Raw genomic sequence first — 18,350 nt, forward strand, 5'->3', positions numbered from 1 at the left:
TAAGCCTTCCGCCTTATTTAATCATCTAAAATTTATAATTTCCAGAAAAAACACGGGGTAGGCATTTCTGCCTACCCCGTCATCAATGAGTTATCCAACAGCCAGAAGGAACCACTCTTCACGAATAGGCGGATATTGCCATAGCTGCTAAAAAAAGCGTCAGGCGCTTGTGAGTGAGTTGTAAAACGATTGTAAGCCTTGTCGTTACGCCAACAATTCCTTCACCACGGAGCACTCGTTCACGCCTGTGAGTCGAAAATCCAGGCCTGCGTAACGGTAGGTGAACTTTTCGTGATCAAATCCTAGCAGTCTCAGGATGGTGGCATGGAGGTCATGCACGTGGACAGGCTTTTCGACGGCCTGGAAGCCAAACTCGTCCGTCGCACCGTGTGTGTAGCCGCCACGCACGCCACCACCCGCTAACCACATGGTGAAGCCATAGTGATTGTGATCGCGGCCGTGCTGCTTGCCCGCATTGGCACCAGGTGTGGGTAGCTCGACGGCGGGGGTGCGGCCGAATTCACCGCCCCACATCATCAGCGTCTCGTCCCAGAGCCCGCGCATCTTCAGATCGCTCATGAAGGCGGCGATGGCACCGTCTGTCTGCTGCGCTAGCTTCCGGTGCTCCAGGATTTCGTCATGATTATCCCAGGGCTGGCCTGCGCCGGTCCAGAGCTGGATGAAGCGCACGCCACGCTCCAGCAGTCGCCGTGCGATCAGGCACTGGCGGCCAAAGGCGTGATCGCCATACATTTTCCGCACCCACTCCGGCTCCTTCATGATGTCGAAGGCATCGGTGGCCTCCATCTGCATGCGGTAGGCTAGTTCGTAGCTCTGGACGCGGGCTTCGAGCTGCTGATCACGCTCCCGCTCGAGGAGGTGTTTTTGATTCAGTGCCTGCAAGAGATCGAGCTGCTTGCGCTGCTGCCGCAGATCCAGTGATCCATTTTGGATGAATTCGACCAGCTTTTCCACGCGGGTGTCTTCGGTGTTGATGTATGAGCCCTGATAGGCACTGGGCAGGAAGGCGGCCTGCCAGTTCTTGGTGCGCCGCGTGGGCATGCCGCCTGGGCACATGGAAATGTAGCCTGGCAGGTTTTTGTTCTCTGTGCCGAGGCCATATGTGAGCCACGATCCCAGCGTGGGGCGGTTCAGACGGCCTTCCCCGCTGTTCATGAGGCCGAGCGAGGGCTCATGGTTCGGCACGTCTGCGTGCATGCTGCGGATCACGCATAAGTCATCGGCGAAATCGCCCAACTTCGGGAATAACTCGCTCACCTCTAGCCCGCACTGCCCGCGCTTGGAAAAGGCGAAGGGCGATTTGAAGCCCGCGCCGGTCGGGCGCTCGGTTTTGAGCACATTGGGCAGCGCTTTGCCGTCGTATTTGTCCAGCATCGGCTTCGGGTCGAAGGTATCCACCTGCGATGGTCCGCCGTTCATGAAGAAGTGGATCATGCGCTTGGCCTTCGGCTCAAAATGCGGCTTTCGCAGCGCCAGTGGGTCCAGCGTGGCCGCAGCGGCATCCGGTCCCGAAAAGAGCGCTCCCAGCGCCATCCCACCCATGCCCATGCCGACGCGGTTGAGCAGCTCGCGACGAGTCAGGAAGGCATGCTCCAGATTCGGAGCATGATGGGAGGGGGTGTGGGACATAAGGGGGGTGAAAGAATTACGCCTTCGGAGAGGGCCAGTTATCGTGAACTGCACTCCCTAACCGTCAGGGGGAGGAGGATGAGGGGATCACTCGCGCTCCACGCTGCCAGGTGAAGTAGGACCATGTCCAGTGCAGGAAGACGGAGACGCGATTGCGCATGTTCATGAGGAAGAGCAGATGCACAAAGAGCCACATCATCCAGGCGATGAATCCTTTGACCTGGATGTCATTGAAGGTCGCTACGGCAGCACTGCGGCCGATGGTGGCCATGCTGCCTTTATCCCAGTAGCCGAAAGCGGGCCGCTCGGCGTCCACTCGCTCATTCTGGATAGTATGGGCGATGAAATTCCCCATCTGGATCGCAGCGGGGCAGACGCCAGGCACTTTGACGCCGCTCTTATCCGTCAGACTGACGATGTCGCCAGCCGCGAAGACCTCTGGGTGCCCTGGTAGGCTCAGATCCGGCTCCACCTGGATGCGGCCACCGCGATCGAGCGGGATGCCTGCGAGTGTGCGTGTGACCTCACTGGCCTCTACGCCTGCACCCCAGATGACGATATTGCTGTCGATGCGCTGCCCACCTGCCACGACGTAGCCTTCGCCGACTTCGGTGACGCGGCTGTTGAAGTGAATGGTGACGCCCATGCGCTCCAACCGCGTGCGGGTGTATTCTGGCAAGTCGCCTGGGAACATGGAGAGCAGCGAGTCCCCGGATTCGATGAGGTGCACCTTCGCCTGTGCGGGGTCGATGTGGCGAAAATCGCCCTTCAGCACCACTTTGGCCAATTCTGCGAGCGAGCCGGCCATTTCGACCCCCGTGGGACCACCGCCGACGACGACCATGTTGAGGTATTTTTCGACTTGAGACGGATCTGCGGCGGATTCCGCTTTTTCGAAGGCGAGGAGCACTTTTTTGCGGATCTCCATCGCGTCATCCAGGCTCTTCAGACCCATCGTGTGCTCCGCCCACTCGTTTTTACCGAAGTAGCTCGTTTTTGCCCCGAGAGCGATGACGAGGAAGTCGTAGTCGAGCACGCGATCCTTCATCTGCACCTGTTTGGCAGCCAGGTCGATGTGCGTGACGTCTGCCATGATGGTGGTGACGTTTTTGTAGTCTGCCAAAATGCTGCGCAGCGGCTGGGCGATCTCTGTCATGGCAAGTCCACCCGTGGCGACCTGATAGAGTAGCGGCTGAAAGAGATGATGATTCCAGCGATCGACGAGCGTGACGCGCAGATTTTCGTCACGGAGCTGTTTGGCGCACTCCAGGCCTGCGAAACCGCCACCGAGGATGAGGACGTGCTTGGTGTTCATGAAGCGGTGCTTTGAGGTGTGCGCAGGTGGCTGCCCCAGATGGTGGTGGCGAGGAGGAAGCGCATGGCGAGGAGAAACAAGCCATTGAGGACATGGAAATTGGTGAACCAGAAGGATTTGCCCGTGAGGATGACGAAGATGCCGAGCGTGACCTGCACGGCGGGCAAATACATCAGCAGGATAGGCACCCAGCGGAGCGTGGGGATGCTGGCCAGCCAGCGCTGTGCCCAGCGTGCGACGATGATGAGCAGGGCAGCCGTGAAAAAGCCCCAATACTTGTGCAGGAAGAGCAAAAACACATCCGCTGGGGCAATCGGCGGCACGATGTGGCCTGCGGTGGTGAGAATGTCATTCGCAGCGAGGTGGAGCCGCTGCGTGTGGCGCAACGTGGCTCCGATGACGAGCTGCGCAAAAACGCACAGGAAGAGAGTGAGCGACCAAATGCGTGCTTTGCGGGCCGTGGTGATGCTGAGGTGGAGTTTCCCAGTCTCCCAGGTCTGTGAGGAGGCAAAAGCGATCAAGATCAGCAGGCAATAGAAGAGCTGCCCAAGCGTGCCGTGGACGATGCCATAGGCATTGGACATTTTCAGCACCCGCAGCCCGCCGAGTGAGGCCTGGAGAATGACGAGCAGCAGGGCGAGTGTGGTCAGGCCGCGTAGCAGATGCCACTTTCGCGCCATCCAGGTCATGAAAAGCCATGCAAAGGCCAAGATGGCGATGACACCTGCCATGAGCAGTTGTCCGAGAAAAACGAGCGCGAGGTAGCCCACTCCGCAGATCAAGATAATCGCTGCCTCGATGAAATTGGGCTGATGTTTGGCGAAGACCCAAAAATACATGCCTAGGACGAGAAAACCGACCGTGGTAGCGATCCAGCGGTGCCCGTGCTCGAGCAATAAAGCAGGGACATGATACCAACCGTCCGGATTGATTTTCCCAAAGCATAACGGCCAATCTGGCACTGCAAGCCCTACGTCCTCCGTCGTGACCGCTGCACCCCACCAAATGAGCAAGACGCCAACGGCGAGGACGAAACGGGCGTAGTGGTGGAAGGCGCAGGACACGATGAAGCGGAACGGAAGCTGGTAGTTCGTTAGCCGCTCCCGAGCAATCGTGCAACTCGGCGCGGCCAGGTGATGAGGACGGGTTTCACATCAAAACCCGCCAACAGGAGATGAAGTCGTTGGTGGTCGATTCCGTGGAGGTGTGCGTCGGCAGAAACGAGGATGTCAGCGTCGCATAATGCGGCCTCAGCGACGACGAAGCTATCGTGCCGTTCCTCTTCGGGGATCAATCCCTGGCTTCGGATCTCGTCACCGATACGTTCGACGATGCCATGGCCAACGGGGAGGAGATTGAGCGGCTGGATGTTCCACTGAATCAATGAGCGAATGGCTTTGCTCGCATCACTCCGTTTTTGGTGTGTGTCTCCCATCAAGGATAGGCACATGATTTCTTCCATCACCGTTGGTGTGATGATCAGACTAGGACGAGGCCGCCTTGAACCCAAGGTTTCCAGACATTGCCAAGCTGCCTGCTCATCTTGGGCGAGGTCGATGAGCACATTGGTGTCAATGGCGACGAGCGGATGCTTTTTGGGCTGTTTCGCCATAAATCATGACCATGGCCTGCGCCATGAGGTCGGCGCGCTCTTTGTCGGTGAGGTTGTTGCACTTGCTGCGGTTTTCACGTGCCCATTTGACGCCTAGAGTGGGCGCAGGCGGCGTATCGTCGTCTTCTGGAATGGCGGCGGCTTTCTTCATGAGAGCAGCATAACCCGCCCGAGCGGAGAGTCGCAAGTGGAGAAATAGAGCCGACTGAGCAGAGGCGCTTTACTTCGCGGTAGGGGCCTCAGCAGCCTTCTTGACTGCGCTGGCGGACATTTCTTTGCTCCAGTCTTCGTAGTCTTTGTTGGAGATGACTTCGAGGGTGGCTTTCATCTGGGCGTGGCCGGGGCCACAGAGCTGACCGCAGATGATGTCCCAGGAGCCTTCTTTGACAGGCTTGAACCACATGTGGGATTTCACACCAGGGGTGGCGTCCTGCGCAGCACGCATGGGGACGAGGGCGAGGTTGTGAATCACGTCTTTGGAGGCGACATCGACGATGACGGGGCGACCGACGGGGAGCTTCATGGTGCCGGGATTGACGAAGTCGTCTTTGCCATTGGGGTCATGCAGGTCTTTGCCAGTGGTGTTGCCAGCAGCGGCGTCGATGTTGCGCGGGTCCCAGGTGCTCAGAAGGGTGTCTTGGCCGGGGTATTGGAAGTTCCAGAGGAATTTCTCGCCCAGAGCGCGGATTTTGATGGTGTCGGCGGTGACAGGATAGTCATCGGCCTGGCGTGCCCAGAGTGGGAAGGCGAAACCGAGGAGCAAAATGGCCTCGACGATGACGACGCCGATCTCGATGTGGGTGGTGGCGTGTCCGGTGACGCCCTGGTAGTCCGCACGGGCATTTTTGGAGGCACGGAAGGAGGTGAAGGTGATCACCAGATAAATGCTCCAGCCGACGAAGAGTGCGAGCATGAACCAGTGCACGAAGCCGAGCATGTGATCGACTAGGCCACCGTGTTCGGAGGCGTTGGGCGTTTGGCCGAAGAGTTCGTTGATCCAGGAAACCATGATTGGTGGTGTGTTGGTTGTTTAAAAGGGGTGAAATTGATCTCGCTTCGCTTTCTCCAGCTTTAATTGGAGGAGGCTGTGGCGAGCTCGTGCTGCTTTTGGCGGCGGATGAGGGTGAAGACGATGCCGCCCGCGCATGTGAACATGAAGGCGAGGACGATCAGCATGGTCAGGATGGCAAATCCCTGAGCCTGACCGACAGCGCTGCCCTTGTCCGCGAGACAAGTAGCACAGGCGATGGGGAGGGCGGGAAGCATGAGTGGATGGAGGGCGAACTGAGTGGGAGGCAATCACACGATGATGGTGCGCATCTTTTGTGTGAGGTAGTAGAAGCCGTAGGCGAGGAGGATGAGGCACAGCCAGCCTGCGTAGGGACCGATCTGAAGGGCTCCAGCATTGGCAGCATCCTCTGGCATGAAGTGCGTCCACGCCCAAAAACCTGCGTCCGCCAATGTGGCGAAGGCAAGGAAGACGAGATGGAAGTACTTCAGCGACATAGAAAGGAAGGCTGGATCAGTTTATGGGGCCTCTACCTGTTCCGCAGGTAAGAGTGGCTTTTCAAAGTCATGATCGACGAGCGGGTCTTGGTTTGCGAAGACAAACAGGACAAACAGCACAAAGCAGAGGACGACGGTGAAAGACAGCACCTTGTAAATGAGGGAGCGCTCGTGATTCAAGTGCATGAAAATCAGGGCGACGAGCGCTGCCTTGAAGGTAGCGACGATCATGCCGACGATGATGTTCAGGCTATGAGTGGGTAGCTCGACATAGGATAACCAGACGGTGATCCCCGTGAACACGATGAGTAGAACACCGATGAAGAGGTACTTTTTGACGTGCTTCTGAAGCTCGGCTGGATCTGCGGAGTCGGACATGATGTGAGAAAACGTTAGGATTGAGAGGTGAGGGATCTCAGAGGAGGTAAAGGAGCGGGAAGAGGAAGATCCAGATCAGATCGACGAAGTGCCAGAAGAGGCCGCCGACTTCGACGCGGTTGGCGAAGTGCTCGGTGTCTTCACGCATCATTTTGCCATTGAAGACGAGGAAGTAGAGCAGCACCAAGGCACCGCCGATGACGTGCAGACCATGCAGACCGGTGAGGGTGAAGTAGATAGCGTAGTAGGTATTGAGCTTCGGCGTGTAGTTGGAGAAGAAGCTGACGTCTTTGGTTTCGATGACGACTTTGGCTCCGTGGCCACCATGACCTGCGCCGTGGCTGTCTGCGGCAGCAGCGTGGGCATCCGTTTCCGCACCGCCATGCTCACTGGGGCCAGCGGGGGGCGTCTGGGACTCGATGTGGAGACCAAAGGCGTGCTTCTGGAAGGTAGCGGACTTGGCAGGATCGCGGGTGGTGCCACCTTTGCCATCGCTGTACTCTTCATTGAACGCGTGGATCTCTTTGTCGCGGTTCTGGATGTAGAATTTCTTCCACGCTTCACCGAGGTAGCGAGCGTCAAAGGCGAGGGAGTTTTCGCGATTGGCGGCAGGCACACTGCGGAGGTCGAGGGCATCTGCGGTGAGTGTGATCTTGTCGTCGATGAGCTTACCCGTGACACTGGTGCCATCACGGAAGACGGCGCTGTCTGCGGTGTAGGTAAAGACATCGCTCTTGCCAAAGACAAACTTGATCGGAGCAGAGGCGGTGAGCTTCACGACCGTGCTATCACGCTTCTCTGCTTTCGCCTTGGCGATGGCATCAGCGCGGAGCTGTGCAAAACCTGCGGCGTCGAGCGTCACATCGGTGCCCTCTGCCGTCTTGAAGGCGGGGACCGTGCCGTCAATGAAGGGGATCACGTAGCTGACTGGATCAGCTTTGACGGCGGTTTGTTTGACTGGGATGTTGAGGTTGAGCTCCTTCACATCGCCAAAGGTGATGTGGTAGCCATGCTCAAGGTGGCCGCTGAGGATGGAGCCATCCGTGAGGGTGACGCTGTAGTGAGCGAGCTTGGCGGAGTACTCTTTGTACTTATTCACCATGAAGACTCCCGCACACACCACGGTGAAGGCGAGGAGCATCTGGCACAGGCGGAACTGGCGCATCTTTGCCGCTGCCCATGCCCACACCACGGTGACGGAGGAGGCGATGAGTACGACGGTATTGATGCAACCGAGGGTCACATCCAGCTCATGGATGGGCCACGGATAGTCGGCTCCGAGACGCAGAAAGATGTAGCTGGAGAACAAGCCGCCGAAAAGCATGACTTCGGAGGCAAGGAAGAGCCAGATGCCGACCTTGGCATTATAGAGGCCAGTGTCCGGGCGGGAGTGAACGGTGTATGTAATATCCATTTCGGTGAAAGGTCAGAAGTGAGCAGTCAGAGGTGACGATGTCTCGATGAACTAATGGTGCGCGGCGTGTTCGTGGCCCGTTTTCGCGGGGGCGTCACTGCCATCGGGCTTGGGTTTGCCGGGCTCGCTTTCCCACTGCGGGTAGAAGTCGGTTGAGTGGCCTGGAACGCTGTACTCGTATGGGCCGCGGTGCGCATTCACGTCAAAGACGAAGTTGCCATGCGGTGGTGGCGTCGGTGTGGCCCACTCCAGCGTGGTAGCATCCCACGGATTGTCGTTGGTGATTTTCTTGCCGCCTTTGATGCTGGCCCAGAAGTTCCAGATGAAGAAGATCTGACCAAAAGCGAGGATGAAGGCTCCGAAGCTCATCACCACGTTCAGCGAGAGCATGTTGTCCGGGATGTCGAGCCCGAAGAAGGCACCGACATTATGCGTCAGCGTGGTGCTCCAGTTCTGGAAGGAAGCGGTCTGCTCGAAGTATTTGCCACCGTCATACCAGCGGCGGTGGAAGCCGGCCATGCCCTGGATGAACATCGGAGCGAAGATCAGATTCATGCCCAGGAGGGAGGGCCAGAAGTGCCACTTGCCCAGCGTGTCGTTCATGAAGCGGCCAGTGGCCTTCGGGAACCAGTGATACACCCCTGCGAAGAGGGCAAAGATCGTCCCCGGTGCCACCACGTAGTGGAAGTGGCCAATGACGTAGTAGGTGTCATGCAACGCGAGGTCGATGAAGCTGAAAGCCAGCGGCAGACCCGTCAGACCACCGATGCCGAACATGGGCAGGAAGGCAGAGCCGAAGAGCATCTGTGTATTGAAGCGGATCGAGCCACCCCAGAGCGAGATCATGAGGCAGGTCAGCAGGATCACCGATGGCACAGAGATGAGCACAGTGGTGATCTGAAAGTAAGTGGTCATCATCGTGCCCATGCCCGTGAGGTACATGTGATGTGCCCAGACGAGGAAGCTCAGGAAGCCCAGCGTGAGCATCGAGTACACCATCATCTTATAGCCCCAGAGCGGGCGGCGGGCGTTGTTCGGGATGACATCCGTCAAAATGGCGAAAGCAGGCAGGATGAGCACATACACCTCTGGGTGAGCCAGGAACCAGAAGAGATGCTGATAGAGCAGCGGGCTGCCACCACCAGAGATGTCGAGGTGCTTACCACCCTCCATCAGGCCCGTAGGCAGGAAGAAGGAGGAGCCAAACATACGGTCAGAGAGCTGGAGCAGCGCGGCGACTTCCAGCGGGGGGAAGGCCAGCAGGAGCAGGAAAGCGGTGACAAACATCGCCCAGGAGAAGGCTGGCATGCGCATCCAGCTCATGCCTTTGGCGCGGAGGTTGATGATGGTCGTGATCACATTCACGGAGCCTAGGAGTGAGGCAGAAATGTTGAATACCATGGCCAGCAGCCACCAGGAGTGACCGTGATCGAGCAGGCTGCTCACGCCAATCTGCATCGTGGAGGCCAGCGGCGAGTACATCGTCCAACCGGTCTGCACAGGTCCCGTGCCGACAAAGAAACTGATCAACATGAGGACGCAGCTCAGGAAGAAGAACCAGTAGGAGAGCATGTTCAGCTTCGGGAAAGCCATGTCGATGGTGCCGATTTGCAGCGGCATCACGAAGTTCACGAACCCCGCGAAACCGAGTGGCACAATGCCGAAGAACACCATGATGGTACCGTGCATGGCGCCGAGCATGTTGTAGAGCTCGCCATTGATGGAGCCGTCTGGATTGAGCCAGCGACCGAACATGGACTCAAAGATGTCTCCCAGCAGCGGCATGGAGCGCAGGGCATCCACGGCAGGCAGTGGCACGCCAGGGTAAGCGATGCTCCAGCGCATGAGCAGCATGAGGAAGAATCCGAAGAGCAAGAACAGCAGGCCGGTGATGGCATACTGGATGCCGATGGTCTTGTGGTCTGTGGAGAAGATGTATTTACGCCAGAAGCCAGGCTCATGGTGAGCATGGTCATGCGTATCGGCGTGGTCGTGAGTGATGGCGGCGCTCATGGATGGCAAAGGGCTAAGGAAGGAGAGCTAGGGTTTCAGAGAGTGGTCGTGGAGGAGTCGGCAAAGGCGAACGTGAAATCGACCTCGGCAGCACCTTGGGTGACAGTTACGGATTGAGAAAGGGGCTTCGGAAACTGCGGATGCCAGGCCTGCACGGTGTAGGTCCCGTCAGCGAGGGCGCGTGAGATGGTGTAGCGGCCAGTGGCATCACTGACGGCGTGGTGAGCACCTTCGTGAACGTAGATCCAGGCGCTCATCCAGCGGTGGACGTCACATTCAAGACGGTACGTGCCCGGGATGGAGAAATTGAGCACGTTTTCGTCGCCCTGAGCAGCCTGGGCGAGGTTGACGAGGTTGGAGCCGTCGCGGGAGACTCGGATGTTGTGGAAAGTGAGGTCGCTGTTGTGAAAACGCACATCTTGCCCGGCCTGGACACTCAGAGTATGCGGGGCAAAGGCGCAATGCACTTGGTCGATCAGCGGCGCAGCGGCGGGGAGGTTGCTGGCGCGGCTGCTTTTTGTGACGGTGATGACGACATCGGCCAAAGCGCCGTTTGCAGCCACTTTCCAGGTCGGTTCAGCGATTTCGCCGTGTCCGGTGCAAAACGGGTTTCCGCCGACATCGACGATTTTTGTCAATTTGGCCGGATCGATGCCTTGGAGGGTGATGTGGCCGCTGAGGCTGATTTTTTCGGCGATTTCGACAGCGGGCGAAAGCGGCGCGGAAGGCAGCTTGGAGCCAGAATCGGCCATTTTGCCGCAGCTTGGAGTGGTGAGGGCGAAAAGAGCCAGACTCAGCAATCCTACTCTTCCTCCTACTCCTACTCTTCCTCGAATCGCAGCCACCCATGACCCGCTACTCAGAGGAGGAGTAGGAGTAAGAGGAGGCGTAGGATGAGGAAGCGCTAACATGGAAAGGATTACTTAGCAGCCGTGGCTCCAGGGCCAGCGGGGATGTCTCCGGGGACGTTTTTGTCGGCGAAAGGCTTCAGGTCGGCTTCGGTCCACTGGGAGGCACGTTTTTCTTCAGCGCGGACTTTTTCGACCATCTCTTTGGTGATCATGGTGCCTTCGTTGCCCCAGGTATTGCGGACGTAGGTCAGCACGTTGGCGAGGTCTTGGGCGGACATGGCCGCTCCGAAGGGCATCATGCCTCCAGGGGTATTGAAGCCCTGTCCTTTGACAGTGATGGCACCGGTCAGACCGTGCTGGGCGACGCGGATGAGACGCTCGGTGCCGCCAGTGACCCACTCAGAGCCTGCCAGCGGAGGGAAGCTCCCTGGAATGCCCATTCCATTGCCTTGATGGCAACCACCGCACACAGCGTAGCCGCTGCCGCCTTTTTTAATGGCCATCTGGAAGGGATCGGCACCAACGACTTCACCTTGTGGGAGGGGCCGAATGTCATCGGCAGCCACAGGCGTTGGATAGGGGTTACTTTTGGAAAAATTCAGGTTCGGGCCGAGCTGACCGCCGGCGACGACGGCGACGATCATGAGCAAAAACGATGCCCACATGGGAGCAGGGGCGTTTTCGGGGGCTTTGTCAGCCTTTTCACGCTTCACGGCGCTGTGAATGCGGTCGAGGTCGGTGCTGTCTGGATGGGCGGGGGCGCTCATGGGCGTGTGGCGAAGGGCAAAGAGCTAAGAGTTACTTTTTCGCGGCGGCAGCAGGGGCTGCGGCGACGGCGGACTGGCCGGGGATGGGGGCGTCTTTCTTCAAAGAGAGGAGATACTCGACGAGGCGATCTGCCGCTGGCGTGGGCACGACTTCGTAGCCTGGAGCGGGGGCGAATTTGGCTGGCAGCTTCAGCGCACGGCTAGAAACCGGGCCCTGGATTTTCTGCACGGTGTAGAGGTGCGTGTAGGCGGGCATGTTGCTCCAGTCATGCACGGCACGGGGAGCGTAGAGCATGAGGTGCAGCTTTTCGCTGGTGGTAGCACGGTAGCCGTAGTTGGCGAGGTCTGGGCCGATGCGCTGGACGCCGAGGAGGGCGTATTTTTCACCGAGGTAGTCACGCAGGGTCTGGCTGCGTGCAGGGGCGGCAGGGCGTGCCTCTTGGTCACTGCCCCAGCCTTTGTACCAGCCGTCAAGGCCGAGCTGCACGGGGCGGATCATCTGGGTATGGCATTGGTTGCAGCCCTCCTGGATGTAGATGAGCTGGCCCTGGCCATTGACAGGTGCTGGCGGGTAGAGGCCCTCGACGCCGTCTTTTTCCTTATCGTAAACGATGGGGAGAGCGATTGGTATTTCACCGCCGGGAGGACGATGAGGAGCAGCCAAGGCAGACCAAAGGTGGCCGCGAGGCCGAGTATGAATGTGCGGAAGTTCATCATGCGTGCGTGGCGTGAGAAATGGAGGCGGAGGCTGTGTCATCGTGACCATGGTCACGGGTGAGGAGCGTGGGGGCATTGCTACGGCGACCGAGACCGGCGACCATGAGCAGGAGATGGAGGAGGAAGAGCACGTTCGAGAAGCTGATGAGTGCCCAGGCCACCGCACGCGCGACGACGTAGGGGCGGCTGTTGATGACGTGGTTCATGAAGTCGAGGTTCCAGTTGTCTGGATTGTTCATGTCATCGCCCTGCTGGATGCCGGCAACGATGCCCATGATGACGATGGTGGCCACGCCATAGACGCTGAACCAGAAGTGATTGCGGATGAGGCGGACGCTGAGCCACTCACAGCCAGTCAGACGCGGTGTGATGTAGTAGATGGCACCGAAAGCGCACATGCTGAAGAAGCCATACACAGCGACCGTTTGATACGCATACCATGCCTGGGTGAACTGCATGGCGCTGCCGGTGTAAAAGGCGCTGATCAGGGCCAAAATAATGCCGCTGACTGGGTAGAAAAGTGATCCAAAGAAGATGAAGCGCAGCGTGGGGCTGGTGGAGACGGCGTCGTGCTTGCCGAGGGTGGTGAGGTGGTGGTTCAGACCGACGAGTCCGACCGGGATCAGCAAAAGCACGCCTGCACAGGCTCCGACGCTAACCATCCAGGAGGGAAGCGGGCCGCCCATGTAGCGCTGCATGCCCGTCCAGCCACCGAGGATGGCGAGCGCCCAAAATCCGCTGCTCGCGAGCTGCGCGGATGCGATGGGCTGGCCAGTGATCTTCGGGATGAAGTAGTAGGCCGCACCGACACCGACGGGGACGAAGAACATCAGGATCATGCCATGGACGAACCAGGCATTGATGCCCGCGCCGATGGCTCCGAGGCCGCTTGGGATGCAGTGCAGAGCCACATTAGCCGTGACGTAGATCCAGACGAACCAGAAGCAGGCTCCGAGGATATACCAGGTGCTGACCATGAAGCCCTCTGGGCGGAAAGCGCGGCCAAACATGCGTGCGATGGGCCAAGCATAGCAGAGGAAGCCGAGAAGCAGCACGGGCCACACGAATTTCGGCATTTCCATCCATTCCATGGAGGTACTCTTGCCCATCAAGACGCTGAGGAGGCCGAGCGTGAGGGTCACATTCCAAAAGACGCCTGCGGCGATGAGGAGGCTCTTGCCACTGCGAAGCTCCTGGCCACTGCGGCGGGCCATGATCCAGAGCATGATACCCAGAGCGGCCTGCACACCCCAGCCATAGACGAGGGCATTCATGTGCACGGGCTGGAGGCGGCCGTAGGTGGTCCATTCGCAGCCACCGAGGAAGTCTGGGGCGACGAGCCGCACGGCAGCTAGCACTCCGAGGATGGTGGAGAGCATGAGCCAAAAGGCGCCGTTCAAGAACAAGAACAGCACAGGCCCACGGACGGACTTGTCGATCGCGGCGCGGCGCTGATTGTCTGCGACGCTATCCTGGTCGGTGTTGGAGGGATCTGAGGTCATGCTAGCAAAGGGCTAAGGGCGTGGAGCGAAGAGTGTTGATTTATTTGGCCGGAGCCGGAGCAGGTGCCGGAGCTGCTGGCGCGGTGGCAGGTGCTGCGGCAGCAGGGGCGGCCGGAGCAGCGGCAGCGGCTTGCTTGAGCTGTGTGGGGGAGCCGGGGACGACTTGGGTGCTGACGCCGACGGCCTTGGCCTTCAGCGCAGCGAGGCTCTTGGTGATGGCCTCTGCCTTCTTGGCAGGATCTTTCAGCCCCATGGCGGTCAAATTGGCGTCCTGGGCTGCGACGATTTCTTTGCGAGCAGCTTCACGGTCGATACTGCGCGGATCAGCGACGGCTGAGCCAGCACCGACGGCCTGGATGATACTAAAAAGCACGGCGAAGCCCGCGAAGGCCCCGAGCACCCACAGGAAGGTGGCGCCGGCTTTAGGAGTGGATTCGGATGAAGACATGGTTTTCGAAATAAACGGCTGGGGATCAGTTCAAGACGTTGACGGACTCGATCAGGCGTGGGTCACGCCAAGGATAGAGGCTGTATTTGGAGAGGTTCCGCAGAAAGATGTAGGCCATGGTGCCCGCGACGCCGCAGAGCGCTGCGAGGTCCTGAATCCATGCACCGTCCACCCACCAGCCGATGCCGAGGGAGGGGCCGCGCTCTGGAATGACATTCCAATACATGTCCACGAGGTGCATGAAGATGACCCACACGCAGACCCAGACCATGACGGTGGGCTTCTTTTTGCGGCCTTGGCTCAGCAGGGCCAAGAACGGAGCGATGAAGTGACCGATGACGATGAAGACGGACACACCGCGCCAGGCTTCCGTGTTACGGGTGAGGTAGAAGCGGGTTTCTTCCGTGATGTTGGCATACCAGATCAGGAAATACTGCGAGAAGGCGATGTAGGCCCAGAACACCGTGAAGGCGAAGAGCAGCTTGCCCATGAGGTGGTAATGCTCATCGGTGACGACTTTCTGCAAGTAACCGAGGCTGCGCAGCCAAGTGACCGTCAAAATGGTCAGTGCCATGCTGGCCCAGGCGCAGCCAGAGAAGATGTACACACCCCACATGGTGCTGAACCAGGAGTAATCGAGTCCCATGAGCCAATCCACGGCCGCAAACGTGACGGTTAGCGCAAAGAACAGAAGCCAGCGGCAGGAAAACAGACGGGCTTTGATCGTGTGCTTGATGTCGCCATCCTGCTCCTGCTTCAGCGACATACCGCGCATCTGACGGGCGATGTAGCCGAGGATGAGGAAGTAGAGAACGAAACGTGTCTGCCAGCTAAAAGGAGGGATGAAGTGCTTGCTGATGTTCAGGTAGCCGAACTTCGCATACAGGATGTGCATGTGCGGATCGCTCTCGCTCATGTGGTGAAGCGCTTCCTTAACTGTGCCGCCGTGTTCGGCTGCTTGGTGCGCGGCGCGGTCATGGTGCCCCATCCACTCATAGAGGTGGCGATTCACCGCAGGGAGCAGCAGCGGACTAGCCAGCACACCGAGGATGAGGATCTTATTGGCCAAGTTTTCCCAGATGCGGCGCAAGGAGACACCCCAGCTCGAGTTCGAGGCGGCGTGGAGCATGATCCAGAACACACCACCGACGATGAAGGTGAAGGTGAAGAAGATCGCGAAGAGCCAGGAGTAGGCGAAGGTGTCGGTCTTGGTGAAGAAAAACACTGCCGAGGCGATCAGGCCCAGGAGGCCCACACCGCCGAGGGCGTTGAGGACCTTCGCGCCTTTGGCTGGCTCGAATTTTTCTCCGCCCTGGGGCAGATCGTTGAAGGAGACGTGGTGACTCATGCCGTGAAAATCGGTGTGCGGGACTTATTGGAGGGTGGCGCCAGAATCTTTGGCCGCCTGCTGGAGGGTGCGGATGTAGGCGATGATGGCCCAGCGGTCGCGAAGCGTGATGTTGCCGCCGTAGCCGCCCATGAGGCCTTTGCCGTTGGTGATGGCATCAAAGATGGCTCCATCGGCGCGGTAGGCGGCGGCGTTGGTCGGATCGGTGTTGCCAGCCTGCTGGAAGTTGAAGGCGGTGAGGATGCCGAACTTGCTCGTCACGCCTTTGCCCGTGCCGCTTGCCCCGTGGCAAATGGCGCAATGGATGCCGTAGCGCTGCTCACCGCGCTTGATGAAGGCGTCGTTGAAGACCAGCGGGTCGCTAGTGATCTCTGCGGGGATGCCGTCGCCGTAGAAGTCACCCATCTTGCCGGTGTGGTAGTAGTTGGTGCCGTTGGTGAAGGCGATGCGGGCGGGCTTTTCGCCATCCACAGCCGGTTTGGCCGGGATTTCGAAGCCCATTGGCACCGTGCCTTTGACGGGGATGCGGGCACCGCGTCCGTCAGCGAAGAATTCGCTGGCGGCCTGGTATTTGATCTTCGCTTGGTGGTCCATGTCATCGAGGATTTCGATGGGGGGCTGCTCGGACTTGGATCCGCGAGTGCCAAAGGCGCTCACGAGGATCGCTGCGATGAAGAGGTAGCTGAGAAAGAAGTACTTCATGGTCGTGCGGTGCGCAGGGCTTAGATTTCGTCCTCCACGAGTTCGATGTTTTTACCGCCCGCTTTTTCCAGCAGGGCTTTGGTGCCTTCCTGGGTGAATTTCGGGTCGCGGGCCTCGATGCAGACGAAGAAGCCGTCATCAGAGAATTTTGCGAAGCGCTTGGAGGCAAACAGCGGGTGGTTCCAGCGTGGCAGGCCGATGAGGGCCAGCAAACCGAACAGCGTGGTGAAAGCAGAGAAGAGGATCGTCAGCTCAAACATTACCGGGAAGAAGGCCGGCAGCGTCCAGATGTCCGTGGGCTTGCCCTGAACGACCGTGGGGTAGGTTTCGACGATTTTCTGGATGAATCCGAGGCCGATGCTCTGCCAGAAATTCGTCTGCGTGACGGTCTGGAGGATGAAGGCGATGGTGGTGCCGGTGATGCCACCGATGAACACGAATTTCGGCAAAATGCTGCGCGGATTGCCCATGGCCTCATCCATGCCGTGGATCGGGAAGGGCGAATGCACGTCCCAGCGGTTGTAGCCCGCGTCGCGGACCTGCTCGGCCGCGTGGTAGAGGTCTTGGACGTTGTCGAACTCCGCCAAGTAGCCGTGAACTCGTTTGAGGATCGTACTCACTGGATGATTATTTTGAGATTAAAAATGAGAGATTAAAATTAGGCGGCAGGCTTGGCGACGTGGCGGTCAGGATAGGCCATGAGGTCCTCCTCCTGGATGCCGTGCTCAGCGTGGTCGTCGTGGTGGGGGTTCGACTGCGGCAGGATGCCCTTCACTTCGCCGATGGCGATGACGGGCAGGAAGCGCAGGAACAAAAGGAACAGCATCATGAAGAAGCCGAAGGTGCCGATGAAGGTCCACTGATCGACCCAGGTGGCGCTGTAGGTGCCCCAGGAGCCGGGAACCATGTGTGCCTCCAGCGTGGTGGCGATGATGACGTAGCGCTCGAACCACATACCGGCGTTCACACACATGCAGACGAACATGACCACCCACATATTGTGACGGAAGGGGCGATACCAGAACAGCTGCGGGGCAAACACGTTGAAGCTGAACATGAAGTAGTAGGCCCAGGTGGACTTGCCGGTAAGTCCGCGCAGCGTGAAGGCGGCACCTTCATACGGATTGGCGCTGTAGTAGGCCATGAAGAGCTCCATGCAGTAGGCGTAGCCGACGATCGTGCCCGTGAGCAGGATGATCTTCGCCATGTTGTCGATGTGCTTCGGTGTGAGCAGATCGTCCAGGCCGTAGATGCGGCGCACGGGGATCATGAGGGTCAAAACCATGGCGAAACCGCCGAAAATGGCCCCTGCGACGAAGTAGGGCGGGAAAATGGTCGTATGCCAACCTGGGACGACGGAGGTGGCGAAGTCGAAGGACACGACGGAGTGCACGGAAAGCACCAGCGGCGTCGAAAGGGCCGCCAAGAGCATGTAGGCCGTTTCGTAATGGGACCAATGACGATTGCCACCGCGCCAGCCGAGGGCGAAAAGGCCGTAGAGGAACTTTTTCAGGCCTGGACGGCAGCGATCACGCAGCGTGGCAAGGTCCGGCACGAGGCCCAGGAACCAGAACACGGCGGAAACACTGAAATACGTCGAAACCGCGAACACGTCCCACAGCAGGGGCGATTTGAAGTTCTGCCAGATGGCGTTGGCGTTCGGGATCGGAGCGAGGAACCACACCATCCACACACGACCGACGTGGAAGGCCGGGAAAAGACCGGCGCACATCACGGCGAAGATCGTCATGGCCTCAGCGGCCCGATTCACCGACGTACGCCACTTCTGACGGGTCAGGAACAAAATGGCCGAGATGAGCGTGCCTGCATGGCCGATACCGATCCAGAACACGAAGTTCGTGATGTCCCAGGCCCAGGCGACAGGCTGCTTCTGCCCCCACACACCGATGCCGGTGGAGATGAGGTAGGTGAAGCAAAACACCATCAAACCGGTCAGTAGCACCGACGGAACGAACAAGATCCACCACAGGGCGGGCTGCTTGTTTTCGACGATGCCGCAAATGCGGTTGGTGATCCAGGAGTAGGACCGGTTGTTTAGTACCAGCGGCTCGCGGTCGAGGATGCGCGGTGTGTTCGAGGCTGTGGCGGTGGCTTCCATGCGACGGG

At 58.9% G+C, this 18,350-nt stretch carries 20 protein-coding genes; all 20 read right to left on the bottom strand.

Annotated elements, in window-relative coordinates:
- Window positions 1-204: 204 nt before the first annotated feature.
- Entirely contained in the window at window positions 205-1,650 is a 1,446-nt protein-coding gene (locus IPK32_22320; protein MBK8094624.1) for a DUF1501 domain-containing protein, read from the bottom strand.
- Between the two features lie 64 nt (window positions 1,651-1,714).
- Entirely contained in the window at window positions 1,715-2,965 is a 1,251-nt protein-coding gene (locus IPK32_22325; GenBank protein ID MBK8094625.1) for an NAD(P)/FAD-dependent oxidoreductase, read from the bottom strand.
- A complete protein-coding gene (locus IPK32_22330) occupies window positions 2,962-4,029 on the bottom strand; it encodes a COX15/CtaA family protein (GenBank protein ID MBK8094626.1) in 1,068 nt (355 codons plus the stop codon). Before IPK32_22330 ends, IPK32_22325 begins: the two co-directional genes overlap by 4 nt.
- A 29-nt stretch (window positions 4,030-4,058) precedes the next feature.
- Complete coding sequence (locus IPK32_22335; protein ID MBK8094627.1) at window positions 4,059-4,529, bottom strand: hypothetical protein; 471 nt, start codon at window positions 4,527-4,529, stop codon at window positions 4,059-4,061.
- Between the two features lie 7 nt (window positions 4,530-4,536).
- Window positions 4,537-4,728 carry a hypothetical protein gene (locus tag IPK32_22340; GenBank protein MBK8094628.1) on the bottom strand — a complete coding sequence of 64 codons (192 nt, stop codon included), beginning with the start codon at window positions 4,726-4,728 and terminating at the stop codon, window positions 4,537-4,539.
- 69 nt (window positions 4,729-4,797) lie between these two features.
- Window positions 4,798-5,586, bottom strand: coding sequence for a cytochrome c oxidase subunit II (locus IPK32_22345; protein MBK8094629.1), 789 nt, complete (start codon window positions 5,584-5,586; stop codon window positions 4,798-4,800).
- Window positions 5,587-5,648: 62 nt separating this feature from the next.
- Window positions 5,649-5,843, bottom strand: coding sequence for a hypothetical protein (locus tag IPK32_22350; protein ID MBK8094630.1), 195 nt, complete (start codon window positions 5,841-5,843; stop codon window positions 5,649-5,651).
- A 33-nt stretch (window positions 5,844-5,876) separates the two neighbouring features.
- Entirely contained in the window at window positions 5,877-6,083 is a 207-nt protein-coding gene (locus IPK32_22355) for a hypothetical protein (GenBank protein MBK8094631.1), read from the bottom strand.
- A 21-nt stretch (window positions 6,084-6,104) separates the two neighbouring features.
- The gene (locus IPK32_22360) at window positions 6,105-6,461 is read right to left on the bottom strand and encodes a cytochrome C oxidase subunit IV family protein (protein ID MBK8094632.1); all 357 of its coding nucleotides are present in this window, start codon (window positions 6,459-6,461) and stop codon (window positions 6,105-6,107) included.
- Window positions 6,462-6,498: 37 nt separating this feature from the next.
- Entirely contained in the window at window positions 6,499-7,563 is a 1,065-nt protein-coding gene (locus IPK32_22365; GenBank protein ID MBK8094633.1) for a heme-copper oxidase subunit III, read from the bottom strand.
- A gap of 363 nt (window positions 7,564-7,926) precedes the next feature.
- A complete protein-coding gene (locus IPK32_22370) occupies window positions 7,927-9,888 on the bottom strand; it encodes a cbb3-type cytochrome c oxidase subunit I (protein ID MBK8094634.1) in 1,962 nt (653 codons plus the stop codon).
- Between the two features lie 35 nt (window positions 9,889-9,923).
- Window positions 9,924-10,640, bottom strand: coding sequence for a hypothetical protein (locus IPK32_22375; GenBank protein MBK8094635.1), 717 nt, complete (start codon window positions 10,638-10,640; stop codon window positions 9,924-9,926).
- A gap of 167 nt (window positions 10,641-10,807) precedes the next feature.
- On the bottom strand, window positions 10,808-11,506 hold the full coding sequence (locus IPK32_22380) for a cytochrome c (protein ID MBK8094636.1): 699 nt from the start codon (window positions 11,504-11,506) through the stop codon (window positions 10,808-10,810).
- 31 nt (window positions 11,507-11,537) lie between these two features.
- Window positions 11,538-12,170: a cbb3-type cytochrome c oxidase subunit II gene (locus IPK32_22385; protein MBK8094637.1), complete on the bottom strand. Its 633-nt coding sequence runs from the start codon at window positions 12,168-12,170 to the stop codon at window positions 11,538-11,540.
- 49 nt (window positions 12,171-12,219) lie between these two features.
- On the bottom strand, window positions 12,220-13,725 hold the full coding sequence (locus IPK32_22390; protein MBK8094638.1) for a cbb3-type cytochrome c oxidase subunit I: 1,506 nt from the start codon (window positions 13,723-13,725) through the stop codon (window positions 12,220-12,222).
- 40 nt (window positions 13,726-13,765) lie between these two features.
- Window positions 13,766-14,173 (bottom strand): hypothetical protein, encoded by a 408-nt coding sequence (locus IPK32_22395; protein MBK8094639.1) that lies wholly within the window; start codon window positions 14,171-14,173, stop codon window positions 13,766-13,768.
- A gap of 25 nt (window positions 14,174-14,198) precedes the next feature.
- Window positions 14,199-15,521, bottom strand: coding sequence for a hypothetical protein (locus tag IPK32_22400; GenBank protein MBK8094640.1), 1,323 nt, complete (start codon window positions 15,519-15,521; stop codon window positions 14,199-14,201).
- Window positions 15,522-15,545: 24 nt separating this feature from the next.
- Window positions 15,546-16,223, bottom strand: a complete 678-nt coding sequence (locus IPK32_22405; GenBank protein ID MBK8094641.1) for a c-type cytochrome — start codon at window positions 16,221-16,223, stop codon at window positions 15,546-15,548.
- Window positions 16,224-16,243: 20 nt separating this feature from the next.
- Complete coding sequence (locus IPK32_22410) at window positions 16,244-16,843, bottom strand: DUF3341 domain-containing protein (protein MBK8094642.1); 600 nt, start codon at window positions 16,841-16,843, stop codon at window positions 16,244-16,246.
- Between the two features lie 38 nt (window positions 16,844-16,881).
- Complete coding sequence (gene nrfD, locus IPK32_22415) at window positions 16,882-18,342, bottom strand: polysulfide reductase NrfD (protein ID MBK8094643.1); 1,461 nt, start codon at window positions 18,340-18,342, stop codon at window positions 16,882-16,884.
- Window positions 18,343-18,350: the final 8 nt, after the last annotated feature.

The organism is Verrucomicrobiaceae bacterium, assembly GCA_016713035.1.
In the GTDB taxonomy this organism is placed as follows: domain Bacteria; phylum Verrucomicrobiota; class Verrucomicrobiia; order Verrucomicrobiales; family Verrucomicrobiaceae; genus Prosthecobacter.

Coding starts and splice junctions, on each gene's coding strand:
- IPK32_22320 (MBK8094624.1), bottom strand. CDS start 1,650: ATGTCCCACACCCCCTCCCATCATGCTCCGAATCTGGAGCATGCCTTC.
- IPK32_22325 (MBK8094625.1), bottom strand. CDS start 2,965: ATGAACACCAAGCACGTCCTCATCCTCGGTGGCGGTTTCGCAGGCCTG.
- IPK32_22340 (MBK8094628.1), bottom strand. CDS start 4,728: ATGAAGAAAGCCGCCGCCATTCCAGAAGACGACGATACGCCGCCTGCG.
- IPK32_22345 (MBK8094629.1), bottom strand. CDS start 5,586: ATGGTTTCCTGGATCAACGAACTCTTCGGCCAAACGCCCAACGCCTCC.
- IPK32_22350 (MBK8094630.1), bottom strand. CDS start 5,843: ATGCTTCCCGCCCTCCCCATCGCCTGTGCTACTTGTCTCGCGGACAAG.
- IPK32_22355 (MBK8094631.1), bottom strand. CDS start 6,083: ATGTCGCTGAAGTACTTCCATCTCGTCTTCCTTGCCTTCGCCACATTG.
- IPK32_22360 (MBK8094632.1), bottom strand. CDS start 6,461: ATGTCCGACTCCGCAGATCCAGCCGAGCTTCAGAAGCACGTCAAAAAG.
- IPK32_22365 (MBK8094633.1), bottom strand. CDS start 7,563: ATGGTGAATAAGTACAAAGAGTACTCCGCCAAGCTCGCTCACTACAGC.
- IPK32_22370 (MBK8094634.1), bottom strand. CDS start 9,888: ATGAGCGCCGCCATCACTCACGACCACGCCGATACGCATGACCATGCT.
- IPK32_22375 (MBK8094635.1), bottom strand. CDS start 10,640: ATGGCCGATTCTGGCTCCAAGCTGCCTTCCGCGCCGCTTTCGCCCGCT.
- IPK32_22380 (MBK8094636.1), bottom strand. CDS start 11,506: ATGAGCGCCCCCGCCCATCCAGACAGCACCGACCTCGACCGCATTCAC.
- IPK32_22390 (MBK8094638.1), bottom strand. CDS start 13,725: ATGACCTCAGATCCCTCCAACACCGACCAGGATAGCGTCGCAGACAAT.
- IPK32_22395 (MBK8094639.1), bottom strand. CDS start 14,173: ATGTCTTCATCCGAATCCACTCCTAAAGCCGGCGCCACCTTCCTGTGG.
- IPK32_22400 (MBK8094640.1), bottom strand. CDS start 15,521: ATGAGTCACCACGTCTCCTTCAACGATCTGCCCCAGGGCGGAGAAAAA.
- IPK32_22405 (MBK8094641.1), bottom strand. CDS start 16,223: ATGAAGTACTTCTTTCTCAGCTACCTCTTCATCGCAGCGATCCTCGTG.
- nrfD (MBK8094643.1), bottom strand. CDS start 18,342: ATGGAAGCCACCGCCACAGCCTCGAACACACCGCGCATCCTCGACCGC.